Source organism: Pseudogracilibacillus auburnensis (genome assembly GCF_003201975.1).
GTDB classification, from domain to species: domain Bacteria; phylum Bacillota; class Bacilli; order Bacillales; family Amphibacillaceae; genus Pseudogracilibacillus; species Pseudogracilibacillus auburnensis.
This window is the reverse complement of the sequence record NZ_QJJQ01000016.1, coordinates 42,584-67,144: the sequence shown is the minus strand read 5'-3', so window position 1 is coordinate 67,144 and position 24,561 is coordinate 42,584. Positions and strand designations below refer to the sequence as shown.

At 35.8% G+C, this 24,561-nt stretch carries 26 protein-coding genes; 23 read left to right on the top strand and 3 right to left on the bottom strand.

The annotated features are described in order from the left end of the window. Positions 1-80: 80 nt before the first annotated feature. From DFR56_RS18350 to DFR56_RS18330, 5 genes are all read left to right on the top strand, one after another. Positions 81-848, top strand: a complete 768-nt coding sequence (locus tag DFR56_RS18350; RefSeq protein ID WP_110396906.1) for a DeoR/GlpR family DNA-binding transcription regulator — start codon at positions 81-83, stop codon at positions 846-848. 250 nt (positions 849-1,098) lie between these two features. Then, on the top strand, positions 1,099-1,866 hold the full coding sequence (locus tag DFR56_RS18345; protein ID WP_110396905.1) for a DeoR/GlpR family DNA-binding transcription regulator: 768 nt from the start codon (positions 1,099-1,101) through the stop codon (positions 1,864-1,866). A gap of 186 nt (positions 1,867-2,052) precedes the next feature. After that, positions 2,053-3,453 carry an NAD(P)/FAD-dependent oxidoreductase gene (locus DFR56_RS18340; RefSeq protein ID WP_110396904.1) on the top strand — a complete coding sequence of 467 codons (1,401 nt, stop codon included), beginning with the start codon at positions 2,053-2,055 and terminating at the stop codon, positions 3,451-3,453. Further along, positions 3,453-4,289, top strand: a complete 837-nt coding sequence (locus DFR56_RS18335) for an NAD(P)/FAD-dependent oxidoreductase (protein ID WP_110396903.1) — start codon at positions 3,453-3,455, stop codon at positions 4,287-4,289. Before DFR56_RS18340 ends, DFR56_RS18335 begins: the two co-directional genes overlap by 1 nt. Positions 4,290-4,305: 16 nt before the next feature. Then, positions 4,306-4,758: an SRPBCC family protein gene (locus DFR56_RS18330; RefSeq protein WP_110396902.1), complete on the top strand. Its 453-nt coding sequence runs from the start codon at positions 4,306-4,308 to the stop codon at positions 4,756-4,758. 504 nt (positions 4,759-5,262) lie between these two features. Here DFR56_RS18330 and DFR56_RS18320 read toward each other — a convergent pair. After that, positions 5,263-5,607, bottom strand: a complete 345-nt coding sequence (locus DFR56_RS18320; protein ID WP_146214329.1) for a hypothetical protein — start codon at positions 5,605-5,607, stop codon at positions 5,263-5,265. 8 nt (positions 5,608-5,615) lie between these two features. Beyond that, positions 5,616-5,846 (bottom strand): hypothetical protein, encoded by a 231-nt coding sequence (locus DFR56_RS18315; RefSeq protein ID WP_110396899.1) that lies wholly within the window; start codon positions 5,844-5,846, stop codon positions 5,616-5,618. A 372-nt stretch (positions 5,847-6,218) separates the two neighbouring features. On the opposite strand from DFR56_RS18315, the gene DFR56_RS18310 reads away from it, so the two are divergent. The 3 genes from DFR56_RS18310 to DFR56_RS18300 all read left to right on the top strand — a co-directional run bounded on the left by DFR56_RS18310 (position 6,219) and on the right by DFR56_RS18300 (position 9,257). Further along, entirely contained in the window at positions 6,219-7,349 is a 1,131-nt protein-coding gene (locus DFR56_RS18310; protein WP_110396898.1) for a Fic family protein, read from the top strand. A gap of 691 nt (positions 7,350-8,040) precedes the next feature. Next, a complete protein-coding gene (locus DFR56_RS18305; RefSeq protein WP_110396897.1) occupies positions 8,041-8,631 on the top strand; it encodes a GIY-YIG nuclease family protein in 591 nt (196 codons plus the stop codon). 71 nt (positions 8,632-8,702) lie between these two features. Further along, on the top strand, positions 8,703-9,257 hold the full coding sequence (locus tag DFR56_RS18300; RefSeq protein ID WP_110396896.1) for a hypothetical protein: 555 nt from the start codon (positions 8,703-8,705) through the stop codon (positions 9,255-9,257). A gap of 143 nt (positions 9,258-9,400) precedes the next feature. Here DFR56_RS18300 and DFR56_RS18295 read toward each other — a convergent pair whose 3' ends face one another. Then, the gene (locus DFR56_RS18295; protein ID WP_242694527.1) at positions 9,401-10,180 is read right to left on the bottom strand and encodes a sulfite exporter TauE/SafE family protein; all 780 of its coding nucleotides are present in this window, start codon (positions 10,178-10,180) and stop codon (positions 9,401-9,403) included. Between the two features lie 182 nt (positions 10,181-10,362). Between DFR56_RS18295 and DFR56_RS18290 the strand changes: the two genes are divergently transcribed. From DFR56_RS18290 to DFR56_RS18220, 15 genes are all read left to right on the top strand, one after another. Then, a complete protein-coding gene (locus tag DFR56_RS18290; RefSeq protein ID WP_110396894.1) occupies positions 10,363-11,247 on the top strand; it encodes a LysR family transcriptional regulator in 885 nt (294 codons plus the stop codon). 258 nt (positions 11,248-11,505) lie between these two features. Beyond that, the gene (locus DFR56_RS18285; protein ID WP_158525714.1) at positions 11,506-12,279 is read left to right on the top strand and encodes a GntR family transcriptional regulator; all 774 of its coding nucleotides are present in this window, start codon (positions 11,506-11,508) and stop codon (positions 12,277-12,279) included. A gap of 43 nt (positions 12,280-12,322) precedes the next feature. Further along, positions 12,323-13,018 carry a 3-oxoacid CoA-transferase subunit A gene (locus tag DFR56_RS18280; RefSeq protein ID WP_110396892.1) on the top strand — a complete coding sequence of 232 codons (696 nt, stop codon included), beginning with the start codon at positions 12,323-12,325 and terminating at the stop codon, positions 13,016-13,018. Continuing rightward, positions 12,996-13,658, top strand: a complete 663-nt coding sequence (locus DFR56_RS18275; protein ID WP_110396891.1) for a 3-oxoacid CoA-transferase subunit B — start codon at positions 12,996-12,998, stop codon at positions 13,656-13,658. Before DFR56_RS18280 ends, DFR56_RS18275 begins: the two co-directional genes overlap by 23 nt. Positions 13,659-13,708: 50 nt before the next feature. After that, a complete protein-coding gene (accB, locus tag DFR56_RS18270) occupies positions 13,709-14,272 on the top strand; it encodes an acetyl-CoA carboxylase biotin carboxyl carrier protein (protein WP_158525713.1) in 564 nt (187 codons plus the stop codon). Beyond that, positions 14,269-15,726: a pyruvate carboxylase subunit B gene (locus DFR56_RS18265; protein ID WP_110396889.1), complete on the top strand. Its 1,458-nt coding sequence runs from the start codon at positions 14,269-14,271 to the stop codon at positions 15,724-15,726. The genes accB and DFR56_RS18265 overlap by 4 nt, the downstream gene beginning before the upstream one ends. Next, on the top strand, positions 15,723-17,063 hold the full coding sequence (gene accC / locus DFR56_RS18260; RefSeq protein WP_110396888.1) for an acetyl-CoA carboxylase biotin carboxylase subunit: 1,341 nt from the start codon (positions 15,723-15,725) through the stop codon (positions 17,061-17,063). The genes DFR56_RS18265 and accC overlap by 4 nt, the downstream gene beginning before the upstream one ends. A gap of 24 nt (positions 17,064-17,087) precedes the next feature. Continuing rightward, entirely contained in the window at positions 17,088-18,248 is a 1,161-nt protein-coding gene (locus tag DFR56_RS18255; RefSeq protein ID WP_110396887.1) for an acetyl-CoA acetyltransferase, read from the top strand. A 1-nt stretch (position 18,249) separates the two neighbouring features. After that, positions 18,250-18,654 (top strand): Zn-ribbon domain-containing OB-fold protein, encoded by a 405-nt coding sequence (locus tag DFR56_RS18250; RefSeq protein WP_110396886.1) that lies wholly within the window; start codon positions 18,250-18,252, stop codon positions 18,652-18,654. 31 nt (positions 18,655-18,685) lie between these two features. Continuing rightward, positions 18,686-19,474, top strand: a complete 789-nt coding sequence (locus tag DFR56_RS18245; protein ID WP_110396885.1) for an SDR family NAD(P)-dependent oxidoreductase — start codon at positions 18,686-18,688, stop codon at positions 19,472-19,474. A 49-nt stretch (positions 19,475-19,523) separates the two neighbouring features. Beyond that, positions 19,524-20,762, top strand: coding sequence for an aconitase X (locus tag DFR56_RS18240; protein WP_110396884.1), 1,239 nt, complete (start codon positions 19,524-19,526; stop codon positions 20,760-20,762). Then, the gene (locus DFR56_RS18235; protein ID WP_110396883.1) at positions 20,759-21,175 is read left to right on the top strand and encodes an aconitase X swivel domain-containing protein; all 417 of its coding nucleotides are present in this window, start codon (positions 20,759-20,761) and stop codon (positions 21,173-21,175) included. The genes DFR56_RS18240 and DFR56_RS18235 overlap by 4 nt, the downstream gene beginning before the upstream one ends. Positions 21,176-21,539: 364 nt before the next feature. Continuing rightward, the gene (locus DFR56_RS18230; RefSeq protein WP_110396882.1) at positions 21,540-22,613 is read left to right on the top strand and encodes a TRAP transporter substrate-binding protein; all 1,074 of its coding nucleotides are present in this window, start codon (positions 21,540-21,542) and stop codon (positions 22,611-22,613) included. A 101-nt stretch (positions 22,614-22,714) separates the two neighbouring features. Continuing rightward, positions 22,715-23,242 carry a TRAP transporter small permease gene (locus tag DFR56_RS18225; protein WP_158525712.1) on the top strand — a complete coding sequence of 176 codons (528 nt, stop codon included), beginning with the start codon at positions 22,715-22,717 and terminating at the stop codon, positions 23,240-23,242. A gap of 1 nt (position 23,243) precedes the next feature. Beyond that, positions 23,244-24,530 (top strand): TRAP transporter large permease, encoded by a 1,287-nt coding sequence (locus tag DFR56_RS18220; protein ID WP_110396880.1) that lies wholly within the window; start codon positions 23,244-23,246, stop codon positions 24,528-24,530. Positions 24,531-24,561: the final 31 nt, after the last annotated feature.

Here is a 24,561-nt window from a genome sequence, read left to right as displayed (position 1 = left end):
AAGAATTAGTCATATTTAATTGTTCTTCGTTTGTATGGATCATAAATGGGTAAATATATAAAGAATTTAGGTGAATATATATGTTACAACAAGAACGACATAAAAAAATACTCGAACAGTTAGAAAAAGAAAATACCGTTCGGATTTCAGAGTTATCTAAAAGCTTAGGTGTAACGCGGCAAACTGTTCGCCGAGACTTATCTGAATTAGATAAGGCAGGATTAATTAAAAAGGTTCATGGTGGGGCATTATTAAGTAGAACTAATATTGAACCTTCCTTTTCCACTAGAGATAGCACTAGCGTGGTTGAAAAAGATATTATCGGAAAAAAAGCAGCTGATTTTGTAGAAGATGGAGATGCGATTTTTCTAGATATAGGAACAACTACATTATCGATGGCAAAAAATTTGAGTCATAAAAAGAATTTAACTGTTATTACAAATTCATTACTGATTGCCATGGAATTAGCTAATATTAAAGAAATAAAAGTTATTTTGAGTGGTGGTGAATTAAGAGGAGAAGAACTATCGTTATCTGGCCCAATCAGTAATAAAAGTATACAGGATATTTTCATTGATAAAGCATTCATTGGTGTAGGTGGATTATCTTTGGAAAATGGTTTTACCGATTTTCATTTGGGTGAATCTGAATTTCGAAGAATGATGATTAAAAATGCGCAAAAAAGTTTTGCATTGGCGGATCATTCCAAAATTGATATAGTAGCCATATTTAAATCTGCTGATATACATGAGATAGACGTCTTAATTACGGACATAATGACACCAAAAAGTGTAATAAGTCATTTAAAAGGAAAAGGAATGAAAGTTGAAGTGCTAGGTGTTGAATAGAAAAAATATGCTTGATTAAAACAGATCATTCAATTTAAGCGTTTGCCCACATCTTAAAGCTAGGTGTGGGCTAATTAAGTATGTCCAGCAAAAAAATTAGATATAATGGACAAGAAAAGAATAACCAGTATATGATATGATGCATATGTGCAATAAGATGAAAACCTAAGAAATGTTTGTTTTACTTCTGTTAGACAGTTTTAATCCACAAAATAAAGTATTATTAGGTTGATTTAAGGAGGGGATTCATGTGTTAGCACAAGAGAGATATAGAATCATTCTTGAAATGTTAGAAGTGAGTCAAATTGTAAAAGTACCAGAATTGTGTGAAAGGTTCAACGTTTCAATCGAAACCGTCAGAAGAGACTTAGAATTCTTAGAACAAGAAGGAAAATTAAAACGGGTATATGGTGGTGCCGTCCTAAATCGTCAGTCTTCTGCAGAACCTTCTTATAATACAAGATCAACCAGAAATGCGGCAGAAAAAGCGATGATAGGAAAAAAAACAGCTGAACTGATTTCGGATGGCGAGACATTAATGATAGACTTAGGGACAACTACATTAGAAGTTGCACGCTATCTGAAGGATAAAAAAAATCTGACTATCATAACGAATTGTATGACAATCGCCCAGGAATTAGTAGATGTTTCTACTTTTCGTGTGATTTTACCTGGTGGAATATTACGACAAAACGAATTAGCTCTATCAGGATTTATTTCTGAACAATTTATGAGAGAATTTAATGTTGATAAAACAATCATCGGAGTCGGTGGTATTACAAAAGATAATGGGATTTCAGACTATCACTTAGAGGAAACGCGAGTTAGAAAAATAATGATTGAAAAAGGCAAACAAATTATAGCAGTCGCAGATCATAGTAAATTTGGAATAAAAGCACTAGTAAATGTATGTTCTATTGATGAAATTGATACGATAGTCACAAATGATAAACTTAAAAGTAACATCGCCCAAGAATATATCGAGCAAGGAATTAAAGTGATAGGCTACGGAAAATAAAAGCATTCTACTCTTAATGTAAAGGGTAGAATGTTTTTTATATGCAGTAGAGTTGAATGTTATATGCTTTTTTAAAAAAATGACCACTTTGTGTGGATTTATTACAACTTGACATGGATTATTGTTGAATATATAATGGGTTTGTGGAATTTTACCCGCTTTTTATGTTGAAAGGAGCAGCAAATGATGCAAAATGAGATAAAAGATGTAGTAGTCATTGGCGGTGGAGTTGTAGGAACTGCGATTTTAAGAAAGCTATCTTTATATAATTTGTCCATTGCTTTAATAGAAAAACAACCAGATGTATGTGAAGGAGCAAGTAAAGCAAATAGTGGAATTATTCATACAGGTTTCGATGCACCACCGAATTCCCTGGAAGCTAAATGTTTAATACGTTCGCGTGATTTATGGCCTGATTATACGGAACAATTAAAAATACCTTACATTCCTTGTGGTGCCATCATGGTCGCTACAGATGAAGACGAAAAGGAAATCATTGAAAAGAAATATATACCTAATGCAAAAGCAAATGAAGTGGAAGTTGAATGGATGGATCGGCAAGAAGTGCTAGAAATGAATCCGGCTGTGACAGATAATGTAGTCGGCGCATTATCCATTCTAGGAGAAGCTATTTGTGACCCATTTACTGCGACACGTGCTTACGCGGAATTAGCGGTAATTAATGGTGCAGAACTTCTCTTAGGTTCGGGTGTTACAAAAATTACGGTCACAGATGATGGGTTTGAAATAATATTAGAAAATGGTCGCGAAATTAAAACAAACTATATCGTGAATGCAGCAGGTGTTTACTCGGACCATATTAGTCGAATGATTGGTGATGACAGCTTCACCATTTCTCCAAGAAAAGGGCAATTTATTTTAACAGAAGAGGAAATAGATATTTCACAAGTAATACTACCAGTACCTACTGCAAAATCGAAAGGTACATTAATTTCTCCAGTCGTATTTGGCGGATTTTTACTAGGACCAACTGCAGAAGATCAAGAAGATAAGGAAGATAACTCTACAAGTGAGGAAGGAATTGAACAAGTTTTACATGGCTGTGAAAAGTTAATTCCTGGAGTTAGAGATTATGATAGCATTCGTCAATTTGCTGGCATTCGTGCGGTTTGTAGCACTGGAGATTATGTCATTCGACCATCAGAGATCAATAAACAATTTATCCATGCTGCAGGAATCCGTTCTACAGGACTCTCGGCTTCACCAGGGATAGCAGAAGAAGTTGCAGAACAATTGGAGCTTGTCGGTTTAGCATTGAATAAAAAGGAAGATGCGAAATTAGAAATCCCTAACTTATTCGATGAATCTGAAGAAAATGTTGGCGAAATTATCTGTCTCTGTCGAACAATAACAAGAAGTGAAATTACGAATGCATTAGAGGGTCCTGTACCACCTACGACAATTGACGGTGTGAAAAGAAGAACTGGTGCAACATTAGGTGAGTGTCAAGGGAACTGTTGTATTCCAAAGATTATAGATATTCTTGATGAATATAAATTGATTGATGAGCTTCCTTTAAAAGGGTTACAAAACTCAACGATTGCTTTAAAAGGAGGAAATCAATAATGAAATATGAACTTGTCATCATTGGTGCCGGCTTAACTGGAGTAGAGGTCGCTTTACAAGCAAAAAAGATGGGGTTAGAAAGCGTATTAATTGTTGATTATAACGATCAATTTGGTGGTTTCAATCATTCTCTTTTAGCAGAAGATGCATTTGAAGAAGAGAAGAATAGGATGAAGAAGTTTAAAGAACTACCATATGAAAAATGGACTAATGCTACTGTGACAGGACTGTTTGAAGCATTTGGAGATGGAGAACATGAAATCAATGTTCAAACTAAAACTGGAACATTCGATATCGAAGCTAAAAAAATAATTATTTGTTCAGGTGCACTTGAGAAACCTCGAGAAGCTCATAAAATCGGGGGGACTAGACCAGCTGGTGTGATGACTCCAACAATGGCTCTAGGGTTATTAGACAGAGGCTTTCTACCAGGTAATCAAGTAGTCGTGTATGAAAATAGCAAAACATCACGTGCATTGTCTAAGCTATTGGAGAATAAAGGAGTTCAAGTGACTACAGTGGAAGCAAATGATTATGCACTTCATAAAGTGTATGGCAAGTCTTCTTTAGAAAAGATTGAAGTAAAAGATAAGAATAATGACGAAATTGAATCCTTCCAATGCGATAGTTTAATTTTTAGCGAAGGTTTTATACCATCTACATTTTATTTAAAAGGAACTGGAATTGAGCTAAATGATAAACAATTTATTTTAACTGATAGTGAAGGGAAAACGAGTGTAGATAATATTTTAGCTTTTGGTTATTGCACAGATCACAATGAAACTTCAAATGAAACAATCGAAAAAAGTATGAAACAATTATTTATTCAGTCATAAGAGAGGAAAGATTTTCATGAAAATTAATGACTCATTTACAATAAATGCCGCAAAAGATGATGTATGGACAGTTTTTATGGATGTTGAAAAATTAGCAAGTTGTGTACCAGGTTGTAATGATCTAGTCGCACATAGTGATACAGAATATGAAGCAGATATGGTTGTGAAAACGAAATTTATGACAATCAAATTTAAAGCAAATGGTGTTTTAAAAGATGCGATAGAGGGCGAAGAGTTGAAAGTAGAAATGGTTGGTAAACCTATGAAATTAGCAGGATTATTTAAATCGAGGATGAGCGTTCAACTCGAGGAAATCGACGCTAATCAAACAAAGATATTGTATGAAATGGATTTACAAATGACAGGTCGATTAGCTACTTTGGGGGACATTTTGATGAGAGGCACTGTTAAAAAATCTGCGGACGAGTTTGCTGATAATGTTCAAAAGTTATTTGCAGAAGCGAGATAATAAGATGCAAGATAAAACTACAAATTTACCATAACGGGGTTTGTAGTTTTTTAATTGTTAGAAAGTGTGTAATTATTATTAGGAATTGTAATTAGGTCATGTATAAAATGATATTTTAATATGAGAGTGTAAATGAAATTGGTAAAAGGGATGTAGACTTTCCTATTTACGCAGTTTCATTTGCACTTCTATCATAAACGACATAATTTGCTTGTTCTTCACAGATTCCAAGCAACTCTTTATTTCGACTGACATGAAGCTCCGATTCACGTTAAATGAGATCAATTACTTCCTCGTAATATCCTAGTTGTAATAGGTCAGAAAGGACATAGAGGCGATTTGTATATTAGTGTGTGCGCTCGTAAATCTTTTAAATATCTGTGTATCTCTGATAAGGTTGCAAGCATCTCATTAATTTCAGTTTTATCTCTGAAACTGCCAACTACTCCAGCAACTTCTCCGTCATCATCTTTAATTGCAGTTATATTTACAATTAATAGTAAATTATTCAACGCCATTATCGTCTTTCATACCTGACGTTAACACGTCATACATTTTCGTATAAGGAATTACTTCTTCAATCTTTTGATTTTCATCATACTTAAATAGCTTAAATAATTTTTTTGCTGATTCATTCATCATTGTTATCGTGCCATCTTTATCAATTGCAATAATTATTTGTTTAACAGGAGCAAGTATGGCGTTTCGATCACGGTACAACGAGGCAATCTGATGGGGTTCTAACCCAGACGTTTCTTTTCGAATATTTCGGGCTAAAAGAACACCACCAACAAGACCGCGTAGTAAGACGAAAAGTGCAATTCCGCTCACTTTCAACACTTGATTCAAAAAGAGTCTCAAATATCTTTCATCATAAATCCGACAGACACAATTCCAATTATCTCCCTGTTATCATCGAATACCGACGCTTTTCTTCTTAAAGATGGCCCCATACTTCCATGTGCCTTTGATGTATAGGACGATTGCTCGATCATTATTTCCGCCGACCATCTTTTTTCCAATCTTCTCTTCTCGGGTTCCAGATGGGCATGCCTTATACTTTCTTTGTTTCCTACGAGATAAACTATGCACCGACATGCTCACGGACTTCTTTCACAATCGGTTGAATAACTTCTTCCGGCCTTCTCGTAGAAAAATTTTCCTTAAACAAAGATATAATCATAGATATTTTATACTTGAGGTGGAAGTTGATTGTAAAATAGGGAATGTTATTGTATGAATTGGAAAAATATTTAGCGCAGGAGGACATATTTGTGCTGGTAATATATAATTTAGCATCAAGGCTTAAATTGATATTTATAGAATGAAAATTGTTCTAGACAATATATAAAGATTCTTTTATGTGCTAGTAAATTATAAATAAGTTTACTCGAATTTTTGCGTTAAAAAAGGGTATAATGTATAATTAACTAAATTATTTAGAAAGAAGGTGTCTAAAAGTGCCGAGAGAAGGAGTGTCAAAACTTCCTATTGGGGTACCAGTTAACGAAGCTTTGACAATAATGGAGATCCTTTCACAAGTAAATCTTAAGCTTGGACGTCTAGAAGAAAAATTTAATCACTCCATCGTGAATCAAGCTTTAGTTCAAATTTTATTATTGAGTGAATCGGTAGAATCTACAAGAATTGAAGGAACTCAAGTTACGTTTACAGATATGGTGGAGGAGCAAAATAGCACCAATCAGCGTTGGGAGATTATCGAAGTTCATAATTATCGTCGGGCACTTTATGAAGGATATGAGCGAATTCGTCATGGTTATCCTATATCTTCTAGATTAATAAAAGATTTACATGAAATATTAATGCAGGACGGTAGGGGCTCAACGCAATCATCTGGACAATTTCGCAAAGTCCAAAATTTTATCGGTCCTACAAACAGTATAGAAGATGCGACATATATCCCTATTTCAGCGGATAAGATCGATGAATATATGCAAAATCTAGAGTTTTTTACGAACCACCATCCTTATAAACAACCATTGTGTAAAAGTCATATCAAAGATGATCAATATATCTTTGATGAAAATGCAAATCCTTTAATTAAAACGGCAATTATTCATGCTCAATTTGAATCGATTCATCCTTTCTTAGATGGTAATGGTCGGCTTGGAAGAATTTTAATCGTTCTTTCGTTCATACAATCCAAAATTATCTCTCAACCAATCTTTTTTGTTAGTGAAGAACTGGAGAAGGAACGCGCAAGATACTACGATATGTTAAATGGTGTTAGAGGTAACCAACCGAATTGGGCGGATTGGATATTATTCTTTTTAAATGCTTGTAACAGAATGGCTGATCGCATTCATTCAAAGTTAGAAAATGCAGATGAATTAGCTAAATCGGGCATATCACAATTAAAGTTGGAATCCGAAAAGAATGTGTGGTTGTATACTTTCTCCGACCCATTTACAACTGCAAAAAAGGTATCAGAAAAACTTAATATTTCTTCCAACACCGCTAGGAATTCCTTAAACAAACTAGTAGAAAAGAAGTTGTTGTTTACTGATTCTGAGGCGAAAAGGAATAAGAAATATCGTAACTATGATTTGATGAGGATTTTGAGAGATTAGTTTGGAAAGATAATTACTTTTGTAAATACGAAAAAAGACTAAAGTAATCAGTAAGGGAAGAAAAATTTCTCACATAAATATACCAGAGGAATATGGCTCTTCAAAAGAGAAGAATATGAACGAGATGTGCTTAAAAGAAACTCTCGATTAAGATTAGGAAATCTGAATAGACCAATTAGTAATAAAATTTCAATTTAAAATAAGTTTCACTGATTTAATTGTCAGTGGGCTTTTTGGGATATTTCCAAGATTAGAAAGAAAAAACATCTAGGGTAATTCGTTTTGGAAGTCGAATCTGGATACTTTGGTTTTGATGACAATCATCACTACACTATGGATGAAAGTTGAGAAAACTCTAGCGTTATTTGCTAGAGTTTTTGATTTTAATGAAAGGTAAATAACGATTGGTAACAGTTTTTTTCATTATTTTTAAAAAATAATAAGTTAATAAAAACAAAATGCTATTTTACAAACACAAAATGTGTAAAAATATTATATTTTAAATTCCAACATACTATTCCAAAAAAGTGACAGGATATTCATTTTGACATACTAAATATGGATGGTAGTAATGGAATATGTTGGTAATAATGTGGTATAATTACACTAATGAGAGGAGGGTATTGTCGAATAAAAGATTACAATAAGAATTCCTTATGTATACCGTGAGCGTGAAAAAGAAGAGCAAAGAATGATTAAAGAGCAAATGAGACAAGAAGCACAAGAAAGAAAATTACTTGCCGAAGAGCGGAAGAAATTAGAGAAAGAAGAAAACAAATTTAAACAAGAAATGGAAAGAAATAAAGAATTATTAATGAAAGAAACGGATAATGAAAAAATAATACAATTGGAAGAGCGGTTAAAAGAACTTGAACTGCAAATGAGCAGTATCGAAGGTAAAAAAGAAGAAATTTCAAATTTAACATTGGGTAAAGCGGGATATGTATATATTATTTCTAACTTGGGTTCGTTTGGAAACAAACTATTTAAAATTGGAATGACTAGAAGAATGGTTCCTCAAGATAGAGTAGATGAATTAGGTAGTGCATCTGTTCCTTTTAAGTTCGATGTACATGCAATGGTATTTAGTGATGACGCAGTAGGCCTTGAGCAAAAATTACATAAAAAGTTGGATAAACAAAGAGTGAATAAAGTGAACTATCGTAAAGAGTTTTTTAGAACTGATATCGGAGAAAAAATGGAATTACTATTAGAACTTCTTTATTGCCTCCATCATCTGGTTGTGCTTCATCCCAATTATCACCATACATGTTTTAATTGATTAATTAATACACTAAATTCAAGCCACTTTTTAGTGAAAAGGATTTTGGAAAGAAGATAGGGGGGAAATACATGCTTAATGATCTTATTGATATTTCATATGCAAATTCATTTGATGAGGATCTATATATAATAAATGGTTTTGGAGAAATAACATCATATATTAACGAAGAAGCGGTGGAACTTGATAAAACCACTCATATTGGATCCATTTTTTACAGATTTTATAATACATATGAGTTTGCTGATGATTTATCGATTGTTATAAGCGCTGATGCGATCTCAGGTGAAGAAGAATATATGATGTATACCTTACTAAAAGGCGATCATGGTTATGATTTAGATTATGGTGGAAAAGTGGTCACACTTGATAGGATAATAATAGAAAACAAATATTATAATGAAGAATTAGAACGATTAATATTGAAAAAGTTTATATCTTATTGTAGTTATTTAATGTTCGATTATATTGTTGTTATTGCAACTCCTCCAATAACCCCTAATGATTCAAAGGGTGTTATTGAATTCCCACAGCTAAAAATGTATGAAAACTTTCATTTTGTTAATTTAGGTGGGACAGAAAAACGAGCTCCTGTTATGGTGAAAAACTTAAATTTAAAAGATTAAAATAGCTCTATTTTTGTTTCGGTAATGGCGATTGGGATTATCAAGAGCCTTTCAAAAAAAGAAATTGTGTAGGGTTTAGTGTCTATTGTCATTCACACAAAAGTATATTTCATACAAAATGCTGACGTCTTTCTTCAGGAACGTTACTGAAAATACATTCTAATCCCAATAATAATCAAAAGAACCGAGAGCATTTGCATCACAACTTTTCCCGGGATCCTTTGTGATAATATGACACCTAGATGTGCACCGATCATGACCCCAATCCCACCAAAGATAACGACCATCCAGTCGATGTTTTGATAAAAGAGCTGTGAACCAACTCCGACGATTGAATAGATGCATAATGATAGAATAGAAGTGGCTGCTGCCTGGTGTGTCGTTACTTTAAATAAGTAAACTAGTATTGGTACTAAGAGCCAACCACCACCAATTCCGAGATAACTTGACAAAATTCCCATAACGAATCCTAATGGAAGAAACCATTTATGATTTAATTTCTTTTGGTCATTTCGATTCACTTTAGATGAAGTGCGCTTTTTAAAAAGTCGGCCTTCAAGTGGTGAGTTTTTACTAAATAAAAAAATACCGAGGACAACTAAAATAGTAGCGAATATAACATAAAAATATTGAGAAGAATATAGTTGTAATAACCATACACCAAGTAGTGCTCCAGGAATGGCACTGATTCCAATTGTTAAAGCAATTTTATAATTGATCTTTTTTTGTTTAGCATAGCCTACTACTCCGGTGAGAGAGTTGATTAGGACAATGACTAAACCAGAACCAGCTGCAATGATTGGATTCATTTGAAATACAATTAATAAGGCTGGAACGAAGATAAATCCACCACCTGCGCCAACAATTGTCCCATAACCACCTGCAATCACTCCGATAATTAAAAGGAGTATTCCTTCCATCATGTTCACACGGTTCATCTCCCCAATAAAAAGTTCCCATCTTTATTTTCGCATTAGAATTTCGATAAATAAAATACATTTATTTTATACCGTATAACAAAATTGAATCGGGGAAGTTTTTCCTTATGATAAAATAGATAGCGTATGAAATTTACAAAAGATGTATAACAGCTGGAGGAGATGCTTTGAATATCGAAAGTTTACGGATGTTCTGTCGAGTGGTGGAAGAAGGGAGTGTGACGAAAGCTGCCAAGCTCGGTTTTGTTTCACAACCGGCTGTAACGAGGCAAATTCGCAATCTAGAAAATAGTTATGGGGTCGCTCTCTTTGAGCGAGAGGATGGAAAGTTAAAGAAGACCGAGGCGGGACAGATACTTTATTCTTATGCGAAAGAAATTCTATGTTTGTATAAAGCATCCTTTGAGAGTATTCAGGAACATCAAGGGATGGTGCAACAAACGTTACATATTGGGGCAAGTCCTACAATTGGGGAGTATTTATTACCTAGTTTAATTGGGCAATTTAAAAGGTCTCATTCTCTTGGTAAATTTACAATATCAATTGGTAACACTCCTCGTATATTAGAAGAATTGGAAGAAAATAAAATAGATATTGCGTTAGTTGAAAGTGCATTTCAGCATCAAAACTTTCAAAAGAAAGAGTTTGCAAATGATCGTTTAATCATTGTCGCTGCCTTTAATCATCCTTGGAGTGAAGATGAGGAGATTGACCTCTTTCAACTTGCTGAAGAAAAAATGCTTTGGAGGGAATCAGAGTCTGGAACAAGATTGCTTGTGGAATCTGCCTTAGAGCAGTACGGAGTTCTTGAACAAATGGAAGATACGATGGAATTAGGGAGTGTACAAGCGATTAAGAGTGCGGTGGAAGCTAATTTAGGAATTAGTATTTTACCTGAATTAACGGTTCAAAAAGAATTAACATATAAAACGCTTAAGGAGCTCCATGTGAAAAATTTTGAGTTAACGAGGGATTTCTACGTCGTTCAAAAAAAACGTCGATTCAAAAAAGATATTCAAAAATATTTTGAAAAGTTTTTGTTGATGGAGTGATCTGGAAAAATTATTTATGACGAAATAGAACTAAATCTTGCAAATAAACTGTGGGATTTATTTTTTTGTTTTTTCTTAGATAAATCGCACTTATCGCCATACTATTTTCAACTGAATGAATAAAAAATAAATAAAGCACATTAAAAATTTTCTAAAAACTTGTTGACAAATAAAAAAAAATTGTATAAAGTGTTATTCAATGCAAGGTGATGTATGCAGATGTATGCATATGTACTTAGTTGTATACATGGAGTTGAAATGAATGATAAAAGGGGAAATGAGGTGTTTGCAATGCTGATAAAGCGGGAGAGTAGTATTCCAATCTATCAACAAATAGCAGATGATATTTCCGACATGATTGAAAATGGAAAAATGCAAAAAGGTGATAGATTGCCGACTGAATTTGAACTAGTGGATAAATATGACGTAAGCAGAGCGACGGTTAGAAAAGCAATTTCTCAATTAGTTGAAAAAGATATGATTAGTGTAAGCCCTGGAAAAGGAATGTTCATAAAGAATCCTGTAATTGAAATGGATTTTAATGAGCTAAGAGGGATCTATGAGATATTAGCTATGCAAGGATTGGAAACGCATACAGAAGTAATTGGATACGACAAAGTAATTCCACCTCCTTACATATCCAAAAATCTGGAATTACCAGTGAATGAAGAAGTTTTTTCAATTGAGCGAATTTACTATGTCGATAAGCAACCGTTAGCTTTTTCAACTGTCTATTTTCCATCAGAACTCGAGTTTACGGAATCTCAAGTGCAAGAGAAGAAAATTTATGATTTAATGCAAAATGAATTATCTATCGTATTAGACAAAGCAAAATACACGATAAAAGTATCACAGGCTAAGGAATACTTAAATGATTTGCTAGATAATGATTCAAATACTCCATTTTTAAAAATGGAACGAACGACTTTTTGTACGAAAAAGCAACCGAGAGAATCAACAGTAGCATATTTTCGTTCAGATAAGTACCAATTTAATTTTAGTATTACGAAAACTGGAGAAATTAACATCTAACAGCTTCTAGAAATTTATCATAAAAGATGAAGGAGTGCGTTGTATGATTAACAAAAGGTTTACCGAGATAGGGGAGGTCATGGGTGATATACAGGATGGTTCGTCTTTATTAATTGGTGGGCAGACGGATGCAGGAATACCCAAAAAATTACTCCATTATTTACTGAACATGAATGTAAACAATTTAACACTTATTACAAATCATTCAGGTATTGGAAATGATGGTATCGCCCAATTAATAGCAAATAAGCAAGTGAGTAAAATCATTTGTTCTTTCCCTCGGACTAATAACAGTGAAATTTTCAAGGAATTATACAAGGTGGGAAAAATAGAGTTAGAAGTTGTTCCTCAAGGTACTCTTACTGAAAGAATTAGAGCTGGGGGCGCAGGCATTGGTGGATTTTATACGAAGACAGGGGTTGGGACTCTAGTAGAGAAAGGAAAAGAAAAGAAAGTAATAAATGGAGAAGAATACTTGTTGGAACTAGGAATAACCGCAGACTTTGCATTAATAAAAAGCTATAAAGCTGACCGATGGGGGAATTTAATCTATCGCAAAGCAGCAAGAAATTATAATCCCACCATGGCGCCGGCTGGAAAAGTAACGATTGTTGAAGTGGATGAGTTCATTGATGGTCCGTTAGATCCGGAACATATTATTACACCTGGTATTTATGTTGATCGAATGATTCATTTTGAGAAAGGTGACATGAATAATGATAGCAAAGAAATTATCTAATGAGCAGATAGCGATGCGTTGTGCAAAAGATATTCCTGACGGCTCCTATGTAAATCTTGGCATAGGGATACCCACTCTAGTTAGTAATTTTATAGAAGGTAAGGAAATTCTCTTTCATAGTGAAAATGGAATTCTAGGTTCAGGAGAGCGTCCTCCAGAAGGGCTGGAAGATCTTGATCTTGTTAATGTGAGTGCTGAGCCAATCACACTCGTAGACGGAGGAGTTTTTGTCAATCATTCGGATTCCTTTTTGATGGTTCGCGGAGGGCATCTTGATATTTCGGTGATGGGGAGTTTCCAAGTTTCAGAGAAAGGTGATCTAGCGAACTGGATAACAGATCCTAAAGCAATTCCCGGAATTGGTGGAGCGATGGATCTTGCAAAAGGTGCAAAAGAAGTATTCATCACGATGAAGCACACAACCAAAAATGGAGAGCCTAAGATTTTGAAAGAATGCACGTTTCCCTTAACCGCTGCTGGAGTAGTGAAACGGATTTATACTGATTTGGCAGTGATTGAAGTGACAGAGGAAGGTTTGGAATTGAAAGAGTTGATTCCAGACATGTCAATCGAGGAGATTCAAGATGTAACCGAAGCAAAACTAATTGTAAAAGGCGAAGTACTACCTTTACTACCTTAATTCGATAAAAGATGATAAAAGATAATGAACAAGTTGAAGGAGTGTTTTATATGACATTAAACGAAAAAGAAATTTTATCCATGCTGAAATATGTAAACGAATCAGATTACGGCTATTTGAATCTAGAAGATGGAGACTTTGAATTAACAGTCGTTAAAAAAGGCATGGATTTAAGTGATATTAAAGATATTATCGGTAACAAAAACGATACAAACGGAGCGGCTAATAGGGTTGCAACAGTACAACCTCAAGAGGTAGTAGGAAATAATTCAGCAGCTGAATCACAAGTAACACAAGAAGTTGCTCCGTCTACTTTGGAACAACCAAAAGAAGAAATAAAAACCGATGAAAATACCTTTACCGTAAGAGCACCAATGGTAGGAACGTTCTTTAGCAAGCCTTCTCCAGAAGAAGAAGAGTATGTAAAAGTAGGAGATACGGTAAGCGCTGGAGATACAGTTTGCCTTATCGAAGTGATGAAACTATTTAACTCCGTTCCAGCTGGTACAAACGGTCGAATTGAAGAAGTGTTCGTATCGGACGGAGAATTAGTGGAATACGATCAACCTCTCTTTTTGATTAAAAAGATGAATGCTGAGGGGTCTGCAAAATGAAGGAAGTAAAGATTATTGATACAACTTTACGAGACGGACATCAAAGTTTATGGGCAACAAGAATGACAACACCAATGATGATGCCCGTTTTGGAGAAAATAAATGATGTTGGGTATGATTCCGTAGAATTAATGGCTATGGCCCATTTCGATGCATGTGTACGTTATTTAGGAGAGGATCCATGGGAGAGAATTCGAATTGTCAATGAAAAAATTACGAGTGTTCCGACTATTGCTTGGATGCGTAGTAAAAATTTAATCGGATTCGATATGTTCTCAGATGATCTTGTCGAGTTAATGGTAGAAAAAATGGTTGACAACGGGATTGGAAAAATCGCTGTATTCGATGGGCTTCTCGATATTAATAACATGGAAGGTTCTTTGAAACATGCGAAAAAATTAGGAGCTAAGACTGTTGGAGCACTAGTTTTTAGTGAAAGCCCAATCCATACAGATGAATTGTATAAACAAAAAACAAAGGAATTAATCGAAAGAGCAGACGTAGATGCTGTGATGTTGAAAGATGCTGGTGGAGTTCTAACGCCTGAACGAGTAAAGACACTAGTACCAGCAATGAAAGAAATACTTGGGGATATACCACTTGAGCTGCATAGTCACTGCTTAACTGGCTTGGCACCTCTTGTTTATCTCGAAGGGGTGAAAGCCGGAGTAGATATCATTCATACAGCCGTTTCCCCTTTATCAAATGCATCATCTCAACCAACAACACAGACGTTAGTGAAAAATTTAAAGGATTTAGGTTACCGAGTAAAAGTGAATGAACAACTAATCGATGACATAAGTAACCATTTTACAGAAGTTGCGGAGCGAGAAGGTTTTCCGTTAGGACAGGCAAATGAATATGACGCTTTTCATTATAAACATCAAATTCCAGGTGGGATGCTTTCGAACATGGTTTCCCAACTAGAAGCAGCTGGAATTAAAGATAAATATGACGCAGTGTTAGAGGAAATTTCAAGAATTCGGGAGGAACTCGCCTGGCCAATCATGGTAACGCCTTTTTCTCAACTCGTTGGCACGCAGGCTGTCTTTAACGTGATGAATGGGGAAAGGTATAAAGTGGTACCAGATGAAGTGAAAAAATACGTACTCGGTCATTACGGAAAGTTGATTGCACCGATTGATGGAAATATCATCGATAAAATTGTCGAAAGTGGCTCAAAGAACATTCCACTAGAAAAGAAAGAAGAGGAATTTGTTCCTGAACTTAGAAAGCGCTTTCCTAATATGACAGATGAAGAAAGAATTTTACGCTATTTAATCAAAGGTAATCACGTAGACGAAATGAAAAAGGCCGGACCGATTAACACAGATTATGATATGACGAAAAATTCTACATTAACACTCTTAAAGAAATTAACGGAAAGTAAAGATATCGGCTTTGTAAAAATTTCAAATGGTCGTACAAAAATAAAGTTAGGAGCAATGCAATGAAAATAAAAAAAATCTTAATTGGCAATAGAGGTGAAATTGCTGTTCGAGTTATTCGAGCTTGTCAAGAGATGGGGATAAAGACGATCGCGGTTTACTCAAAAGCTGATGCAGACTCTTTACACGTGAAGATGGCAGATCAAAAGGTATGTATCGGTCCCGCTCCCTCTAACTTAAGTTACTTAAAAATGGATAGTCTTCTAGAAATAGCTCATGCATATAAAGCAGACGCGATCCATCCAGGATATGGTTTCCTTGCAGAAGATGCGGCATTTGCTCGCAAGTGTGAGGAAGAAAACATTATCTTTATTGGCCCAAAAGCGGACCATATTGATCTAATGGGAGACAAAATTGCTGCTAGAGATACTGCCAAAAAAGCCGGGGTGTCAATCATAGAAGGAATAGAAGGAGACGTTGAAAAAGCTGATCCATCTGATTTTCCTTTACTCATTAAAGCAGCGGCCGGTGGGGGCGGAAAAGGAATGCGAATCGTCCATCGTCCCGATCAATTAAAAGAAGCTATACAGGAAGCAAAAAAAGAGGCAAATGCTGCTTTTGGTGATAGTTCTGTATATGTAGAAAGATATATTGAAAATGCACGTCACGTAGAAGTACAAATATTAGCCGATAGTCATGGGAATGTAGTCCACCTTGGTGAAAGAGAGTGTTCGATTCAACGAAGACACCAAAAATTAATAGAAGAAACGCCTTGTGCTTTTATTCCTGATACGTTAAGAGACAGATTGTATACAGATGCTGTTAGATTAACTACTGAAACGGACTATGTTAACGCTGGCACAATTGAATTTCTTGTGGATGTCGACCGAGAAGCACATTATTTCATTGAAATGAATACAAGAATTCAAGTAGAACATCCAGTTACAGAGATGGTTACAGGGATCGACATTGTCAAGGAACAAATCCGAATTAGTGAAGGGGAAGAACTTTCGATCAAGCAGGAAGATATTGTACTATCTGGTCACAGTATTGAAAGCAGAGTAAATGCAGAAGATCCTGAAAATAATTTTATGCCATCCCCTGGATTGATTAGTGAGTATATTGTTCCTAGTGGATTAGGCATTAGAGTAGAAACATTTTGTTATAGTGGCTACGAAATTCAACCATTTTATGACTCGATGGTTGGAAAAGTAATTGTAAAAGGTGAGACGAGAGAAGAAGCTATTAATAAATTGAAAACAACATTACAATCCTTTTATGTCGAAGGGATTAAAACAACGATACCACTTCATTTACTGATTTTGGAAAATAATGAATTTTTGGAAGGTTCATTTAACACTAAATGGTTGGAAAATTCACATTTATTGGCTAATCAGAAATAATGGAGCACGGAAAGAGGTTGAAAAATGAAAGACAATATTGCAATTGTTGGGGTTGAAGAAGTAGAACTGGAAAATGGGAAGGTTAAAGATGGATTAACCGTTTTACAGATTCAAGCGCTAGCAGCTAAAGGCGCATTGGAAGACGCTGGGATAAAAAAAGAAGAAGTGGACGGCATGTTTGTTACAGGTATGTGGCATCAGCCAGGTTACGGTACTGCCCCTTCAGCTTTATTATCTGAATACTTAGGAATTGAGCCTACATACACAGATTCAACCAATATTGGAGGCTCTTCTTTTGAAGCACATGTAGGACATGCAGCTGCAGCAATTAAGGAAGGGAAATGTGAAGTAGCTTTAATCGTCTATGGTAGTACACAAAGGTCAGATCGTTCAAGAAATACGGGTATGCCACCTATTTTAACGGCGCAATATGAATCTCCTTTTGGGTTACCATTCCCAATCGGGTCGTATGCGATGGCTGCGAATAGATATATGCATCAATATAACGTTGGTTCAGAAAGTTTAGCAGAAGTAGCAGTAGCAGCCAGAGAATGGGCAAAACTGAATCCAAAGGCAACAAAACGAGATGATTTAACCGTTGAGGATGTGCTAAATTCTCCGGTGATTAATGATCCGTTACATAAGTTAGATTGTTGTCTTGTAACAGATGGCGCGGGAGCAATCGTACTTGTTTCCCCTGAACGAGCGAAGAATTGTAGAAAAAAGCCAGTCTGGGTATTGGGACACGGAGAATCTCACTCTCATTGGTCCATACAGGCAATGCCTGATTTGACTGTCTCTTCGGCAGCGGTGTCTGGGAAAAAAGCATTTGAGATGTCTGGTTTAAGACATGAGGATATTGATGTTGTACAAGTATATGATTCTTTTACGATTACGGTTCTCATTACACTGGAGTCTTTAGGGTTTTGTAAGCCAGGGGAAGCAGCAGATTTTATAGCTAGTCGGGGAATCGGACCAGGAGGGACGTTTCCATTAAACACAAATGGAGGAGGATTATCCTATTGTCATCCAGGTATGTACGGTATCTTTCTATTAATAGAAGCAGTTAGACAATTAAGAGGAGAATCCGACAAAAGGCAAATAAAAGACGCAAAAACCGCATTAGTAAACGGTACTGGTGGCGTCTTATCCTCAACATCGGTTTGTATTCTAGGGAGGGATTAACATGGCAAGTTTTGCAAAACCAATTCCCAAAATTGATCATGATTCAAAAAAGTTTTGGGAAGGGTGCAATGAGGAAAAGCTTTTACTTCAATACTGTAATGATTGTAACCATTATATCTATTATCCAAGAATTGTTTGCCCTCATTGTATGAGTACAAACATCGAGTGGAAAGAGAGCTCAGGAAAAGGAAAAGTATATTCCTACACGATTGTTCGATATGGACCACCAGGCTTTTCTGATGATGTACCCTACATCCCGGCATTAGTAGATTTAGATGAAGGGGTTCGAATGATTACTAATATCGTTCAATGCGATTTAGAAGATATAACATGTGGTATGCCAGTTGAAGTAGTTTTTGAGCAAAGGGATTCAGTAAAACTTCCATTATTTAAACCTAGCAATTAAAAATGAGTAGTATACACAGGAGGAAATCAAAATGAGATTAGAAGGAAAAGTAGCCATCATTACTGGAGCAGGTGGAGGTCTTGGCCGAGCAGTTGCGGAGCGATTTGCAAATGAAGGAGCAAAGCTTGTCCTCGTTGACTTGAATGAAGAAGCAGCAACTCAAACAATTGAAGTAATAAAAAAAATAACATCTGATGTTCATTTTGTACAGGCGAATGTCACTAAAAAAGATGAAGTTAAAAACTTTGTGAACGAAGCAGTTGACCAATTTGGTAGAATCGATGTTTTCTTTAATAATGCAGGGATCGATGCAGAAGTTACTGCGACAAGCACGTATGATGAAGAAATGTTCAGTCGGGTGATGGAAGTAAATACAACAGGTGTTTTCCTGGGAATGAAGTATGTACTTCAAGTAATGCAAGAACAAGGAAGTGGAAGTATTGTAAATACAGCTTCTGTTCATGGGACAAGAGGGATGCTTAATCGAAGTGCCTATGTTGCAAGTAAACATGCTGTAGTCGGGTTAACGAAAACTGCAGCCGTGGAAAATGCAAAGCAAAATATTCGAGTAAACGCAATTGCTCCAGCTACCATTCTCACAGAAATTACGAAACGAGTTGCCAGAGAGCTTAACCCGGATAATCCGCAGGAACATTTTGATATTATGAAGTCTTTAATCCCAGCTGACCGGATAGGAAAGCCAGAAGAAGTAGCTAATCTAGTAAACTTTTTAGCATCTGATGAAGCAAGTTTTATAACTGGTGCAATTGTACCAGTAGACGGAGGTATGACTGCAGCGTTTTATCGAGCAGAAAGCTAATCAAAGTTCAATCAACTAGCTAACGAATTAGGACACTAGGAGGATTTTTATGAAATTAAACGCTGAAGAACAGTCCATGTTAGATGGAGAATATGGTGAGCCAGTAAAACAAGCTATCGAATATCAAATTCGGGTAGGGAAATATTTTAATGCAAAGCGATTTGTACCAGTTACACAAGCTCATATTACAGCAGATATTGAAGTAATGGGAGATCTTGGGTTAAATTTTTTGAAAGGCCTTACAAATAAAGCTGGTAAGTTTACTGTCCCAACGACAAGTAATGCAAGATGTATTGAATTTGATGAGGGAAGTACGCTTGGACAGAAAGAAGAAATGATCGCAAAGGAAAGAAAAGTGATCGATACCGTAAAAGATCTTGGGGCGATGACAATTGATACGTGTATCAATTACCAAGTTGCCTCTCAACCGCACATAAATGAACATATTGCTTGGGGAGATACCGGAACAGTAATATACGCAAATTCTATCTTTGGATCGCGGACAAATTTTGAAAGTGGCCCCGCGGTAATTTCAGCGGCACTTACAGGTCGAGTGCCAGAATATGGATTTCATCTGGAAGAAAATCGTAAAGGGTCAATCGTATTTGATGTTCAAGCAGAATTGAATGATTTGGCTGACTGGGGAATACTTGGTCGGATAATCGGAGCGAAAGTATTTGATTATAATCAAGTTCCAGTTATTACAAATGTTGCAACATTTAATCCTGACTCAGATGACTTAAAACATCTTGGAGCTAGTATGGCAACTTGGTCATTAGCAATGTTTCATGTAGTCGGTGTCACTCCTGAAGCACCAACACTTGAAGCAGCAACTGGTGGGAAAGAATTAGAAGTAATAACAATTACGGAAGAAGATATGACGAATGAATACAAGTCGTTTGAATATACAGATCCACATGCAGGAGTAATTGTATTATCAGGTCCTCAGTTGTCATTAAACGAGATAGCTAAAGTAGCAAAGCTCTTAGAAGGTAAAAAGATAGCGAAAGGGACAACCTTGATTATTACTACTCCAGCATCAACCTATACACAGGCAGAACAAAGTGGTTTTGTAAACACAATACGACAAGCTGGAGGAATCTTCTTAAGAGGGGTCTGCTTCTATATTCTTGATGGTTTAACAGATATACGAAAAAAGAATCAATGGAGTACATTAGTAACCAATTCAGTGAAGTTAGCTAATAATGTAAAAGCTCACCGTTTTATTCCAGTAGTAAGAACAACAGAAGATTGTATTGATATCGCAGTAAAGGGGAGTTTAGAATGAACAAAATAAAAAATGTAATCCCTATTCAAAAAGCGTTTGGAGACCCCATTACAAGCGATGTTGTAGTACTGACAGGTGGCTTTAGCCCTAGATACCATTTAAATAGGGTAACAGGTGAGTTTTCAGTTGAAGGGCATCCGATTGATGGACAAAAAGTGTCTGGGAAAATTTTAGTATGTGATTATGCACGTGGTGGTATTGCAGCAGGTTGGGCTTTAAATATGTTAAAAGATAAAGGTTTTGCACCAAGTGCATTAGTGTTTATGAAGGCTAACCCAGTCATGGTTCAAGGAGCTATCTTCGCAGACATTCCAATTGCTGAAGGCTTTGATGAAGCGTATTTTGAATTGTTAAAACAGTCAACTCGCATAACGCTTGATGCAGAGAAAAAGCAAATCATTATCGAAAGTTAATTTTTTTACCCTATGAGTCAATTTCACAAATGCTAATTTTAATTATGAATCCGAACAATTAACCAAAATATAATAATAGTTTGTCTATATAAAATACTTATTACTAAGTTTGGAACGTAAGGTGGCGACTCCTGCGGGACAAAAGGCATCGGCGAGACCCTGCCTCGGCAAGGGGTATGCCGACGTTGGCCTTCCTTTAATTTCAAGCGAGGAGGCTCATCAGCCGCCCGCGGAAAGCGACCACCTGAAGTGAAAAAACGACACATTTTAGTAAACCTGTAGATTGTTCGGATTTACATACAACTATATGAATGGTGAAATTCATTCTACCCTATAACTTAAAATTTGAGAGGAGAGATTTTTTATGAATATTAGAAGGATGATTATCCCAGTTGTTTTGCTCATCATGATTGCTATCGTTGGCGGTTGTGGTTCCTCTGCATCAGGTAATGAGGGAGAACCAGAGTACAAGTTTAAAATGAGTAATGTTTCGGAAGAGAGTAACGTTGTCTCAGCAGGATTGGAAAAGTTTGCTGAATTGGCTAACAGTAAGTCAGATGGAAGGATTCAAATTGATGTTATTCATGGCGCTCAGCTAGGAACAGGAGTAGAAACGTTTGAAGCCGTTAGAAATGGAAACTTAGACTTCGCTGCTGATTCTTTTGCTAATTTAAATTCAGTTACACCTGCTTTTGAAATTTTTCATCTCCCATTTTTGTTTGAATCAAAGGAGCAAGCTTGGAATGCGGTTTTAGATGAAAATGTTATGGGACTTGTGAACGAGGAATTAGGAGAACAAGGAGTTCGTTTTTTCTCGGTACTTGATATGGGTGGCCCAAGACAAATATCAACAACGGATTTCAAAATTGAAAAGATAAACGATCTTACTGGGAAATCCATCCGTGCTTCAAGATCACCTATGGAAGTCGCAATGCATGAAGCTTGGGGAGCAGCTGGACAGACGGTTGACTGGCCAGAAGTTCCAGAATCATTAAGACTTGGAATGGTTGATGGAGTGACTGTATCTTATCCGTACATTCGTTCAGCAAGTTTACATGAGGGGAATTTAGTTAAATATATTGCCGATGTTAATGCCCAGTGGTTCTCTTATGTAACAGTTGTAAATCAGGATATGTGGGATGGGCTTCCTGAGGATATACAAGAAATATTAACTGAAGCTGCCCGTGAAGCAGAAGAATGGCATCATGAGTATGTTGGTGAAAAAGTCGAAGAAGATATTCAAATTCTTACAGAAGCTGGGGTAGAAATTTATACACTTCCAGAAGAAACCTATGAAGAGCTAAAAGAAATGACGATCGATAAAGTTTGGGATCAATTTATCGGAGACCCAGGTATTAGTCAGGAAAAGCTAGATTTAATACAGGAAGCAAAAGGACCTGTTGGGGATAAGGGATGGGGATATACTATTCCTGAATAATTATTCAACTTTACTGCTAACCATTCTACTATCATTTATGTTGGAATGGTTGGCGAAATCTCTCTCTTATTTCTTTAAAAATGTATTTAGGTGGTGGTTCTATGAAAGCGCAAACAAACGTAGTCGAAAAAATAGAAGAAGGACTTGCTTTAGCCGTTAGAGTGTTATGTGTCGTAATGTTGGCATTGATTGTCATTGTTACTGCAATTTCTGTGATTTCACGATATTTCTTTTTTCATCCATTAAACTTTGCTAACCCTCTATCGATTTATCTAATGATGTGGATTTCATTTTTAGGTTCGGGTATAGCGATTAGAAAAGGAGAACATATCTTTGTAGAATTGTTTATAAATAAGTTCGTAGGTAGAAAAAGAGTAAGACTTTTACTATTGATCAATATTATTGTCGCAATATTTTTAATTATCATGATTTATTACGGGTTTATATTTGCCTTTACTGGACTACAAAGTACAGATGCATTTGTATTTGGTATTAGTATGTTCATCCCTTATTTATCCGTACCAATTGGCATGTTGTATATGTTAATCGTCGTTATTTTGCGTACAATAATTGAGTTTAAGAATAGCCAAAATGACACTGCTATAGCAGTGAACAAAGGGGGAAGTTAACTTGGTATTAGCCCTTTATGTAGTTATATTTTTAATCTTAATCATTATTAGTGTTCCAATTGCATTTGCACTAGGACTCTCGTCAGTAACAGTTTTCTGGCTTTCGGATCAGCCACTTGATTTATTTGCGCAACGATTATGGACAGGTCTCGATAAATTTACGTTAGTAGCTATTCCATTATTTATTTTGACGGGAGAATTAATGTCAAGTTCAGGAATATTAACGAGATTATTAGACTTTTCTAGATTAATTTTAGGCAGGATAAAAGGATCCTTGCTTTACATTAATATTATGGGGAGCATGTTTTTTGGTGGAGTGAACGGTTCTGCGGTTGCAGATACAAGTGCTATTGGTTCTATGTTAATTCCTGCTTCTAAGAAGGAATATAAGGATCCAGAACTTGTAGCAAGTATCACATCGATTAGTTCCATTATAGGTCCTTTAATTCCACCGAGTTTACCGATGCTCATCTATGCTTTTACAGCATCCAATGTTTCGGTGTCTGCATTGTTTTTAGCAGGGGTTATTCCAGGTATTTTATTAGGGATTGTATTATTGATAACTACTTATTTTGTCGTTAGAAAGAAAGACTATCCAATATTAAAAACGGAGGAATATACCTTAAAGGACGTTTTAAAAATTATCGGGTGGTTCCTAGTCGCCTTAATATTACCAGTAATCATGGTAGCTGGGATTGCTGGTGGGGTAATGACACCAACCGAAGCAGGTTGTGTCGGGGTTTTATATGCCGTATTTATTGGTTTTTTTATCACAAGAGAATTGACGTTCGATTTATTATACAAATCACTGTATAGAACGGTGGTTGTAAGTGCCATTGTTATGTTAATGGTATCTATCGGCCATGTATCGGTATGGTGGCTGTCGATTGAGGGCTATCCAGCTATGATTGGAGATACTTTAAGCAGCTTTACAGATAATGCCTATCTGTTTTTACTATTAATGCTATTAATCTATCTTTTTGTTGGATTATTTATCGATCAGACTCCAGCAATGATTATGCTTGTACCAATCTTTGCACCTTTAGCTATCACATATGGTATTGATCCGATTCATTTTGGAATGGTAACTGTTTTGGCACTGGCTGTCGGGCTTGTAACTCCACCAGTCGGTATCTGTCTCTTTGTTTCCAGTAGTATTGCAGAAGTACCAATACACAGAGTATTTAAAGCTTCCACTCCGTATTTTATTGCACTAGGAATTGTTTTACTAATCATTACTTTTATTCCTGACACTTATTTATGGTTACCACGTTTATTTGGTTACTAAAATAGTTGGAAAAATACTTGGTAGGAGATGA

Bases quoted from the DNA above. Each gene is read 5' to 3' on its own strand.
- DFR56_RS18255 (WP_110396887.1), top strand. From the start codon at position 17,088: ATGAAAGACAATATTGCAATTGTTGGGGTTGAAGAAGTAGAACTGGAA.
- DFR56_RS18340 (WP_110396904.1), top strand. From the start codon at position 2,053: ATGCAAAATGAGATAAAAGATGTAGTAGTCATTGGCGGTGGAGTTGTA.
- DFR56_RS18280 (WP_110396892.1), top strand. From the start codon at position 12,323: ATGATTAACAAAAGGTTTACCGAGATAGGGGAGGTCATGGGTGATATA.
- DFR56_RS18295 (WP_242694527.1), bottom strand. From the start codon at position 10,180: ATGATGGAAGGAATACTCCTTTTAATTATCGGAGTGATTGCAGGTGGT.
- DFR56_RS18330 (WP_110396902.1), top strand. From the start codon at position 4,306: ATGAAAATTAATGACTCATTTACAATAAATGCCGCAAAAGATGATGTA.
- DFR56_RS18300 (WP_110396896.1), top strand. From the start codon at position 8,703: ATGCTTAATGATCTTATTGATATTTCATATGCAAATTCATTTGATGAG.
- DFR56_RS18240 (WP_110396884.1), top strand. From the start codon at position 19,524: ATGAAATTAAACGCTGAAGAACAGTCCATGTTAGATGGAGAATATGGT.
- DFR56_RS18235 (WP_110396883.1), top strand. From the start codon at position 20,759: ATGAACAAAATAAAAAATGTAATCCCTATTCAAAAAGCGTTTGGAGAC.
- DFR56_RS18245 (WP_110396885.1), top strand. From the start codon at position 18,686: ATGAGATTAGAAGGAAAAGTAGCCATCATTACTGGAGCAGGTGGAGGT.
- accC (WP_110396888.1), top strand. From the start codon at position 15,723: ATGAAAATAAAAAAAATCTTAATTGGCAATAGAGGTGAAATTGCTGTT.
- DFR56_RS18265 (WP_110396889.1), top strand. From the start codon at position 14,269: ATGAAGGAAGTAAAGATTATTGATACAACTTTACGAGACGGACATCAA.
- DFR56_RS18230 (WP_110396882.1), top strand. From the start codon at position 21,540: ATGAATATTAGAAGGATGATTATCCCAGTTGTTTTGCTCATCATGATT.
- DFR56_RS18225 (WP_158525712.1), top strand. From the start codon at position 22,715: ATGAAAGCGCAAACAAACGTAGTCGAAAAAATAGAAGAAGGACTTGCT.
- DFR56_RS18285 (WP_158525714.1), top strand. From the start codon at position 11,506: ATGAATGATAAAAGGGGAAATGAGGTGTTTGCAATGCTGATAAAGCGG.
- DFR56_RS18305 (WP_110396897.1), top strand. From the start codon at position 8,041: ATGATTAAAGAGCAAATGAGACAAGAAGCACAAGAAAGAAAATTACTT.
- DFR56_RS18335 (WP_110396903.1), top strand. From the start codon at position 3,453: ATGAAATATGAACTTGTCATCATTGGTGCCGGCTTAACTGGAGTAGAG.
- accB (WP_158525713.1), top strand. From the start codon at position 13,709: ATGACATTAAACGAAAAAGAAATTTTATCCATGCTGAAATATGTAAAC.
- DFR56_RS18350 (WP_110396906.1), top strand. From the start codon at position 81: ATGTTACAACAAGAACGACATAAAAAAATACTCGAACAGTTAGAAAAA.
- DFR56_RS18250 (WP_110396886.1), top strand. From the start codon at position 18,250: ATGGCAAGTTTTGCAAAACCAATTCCCAAAATTGATCATGATTCAAAA.
- DFR56_RS18275 (WP_110396891.1), top strand. From the start codon at position 12,996: ATGATAGCAAAGAAATTATCTAATGAGCAGATAGCGATGCGTTGTGCA.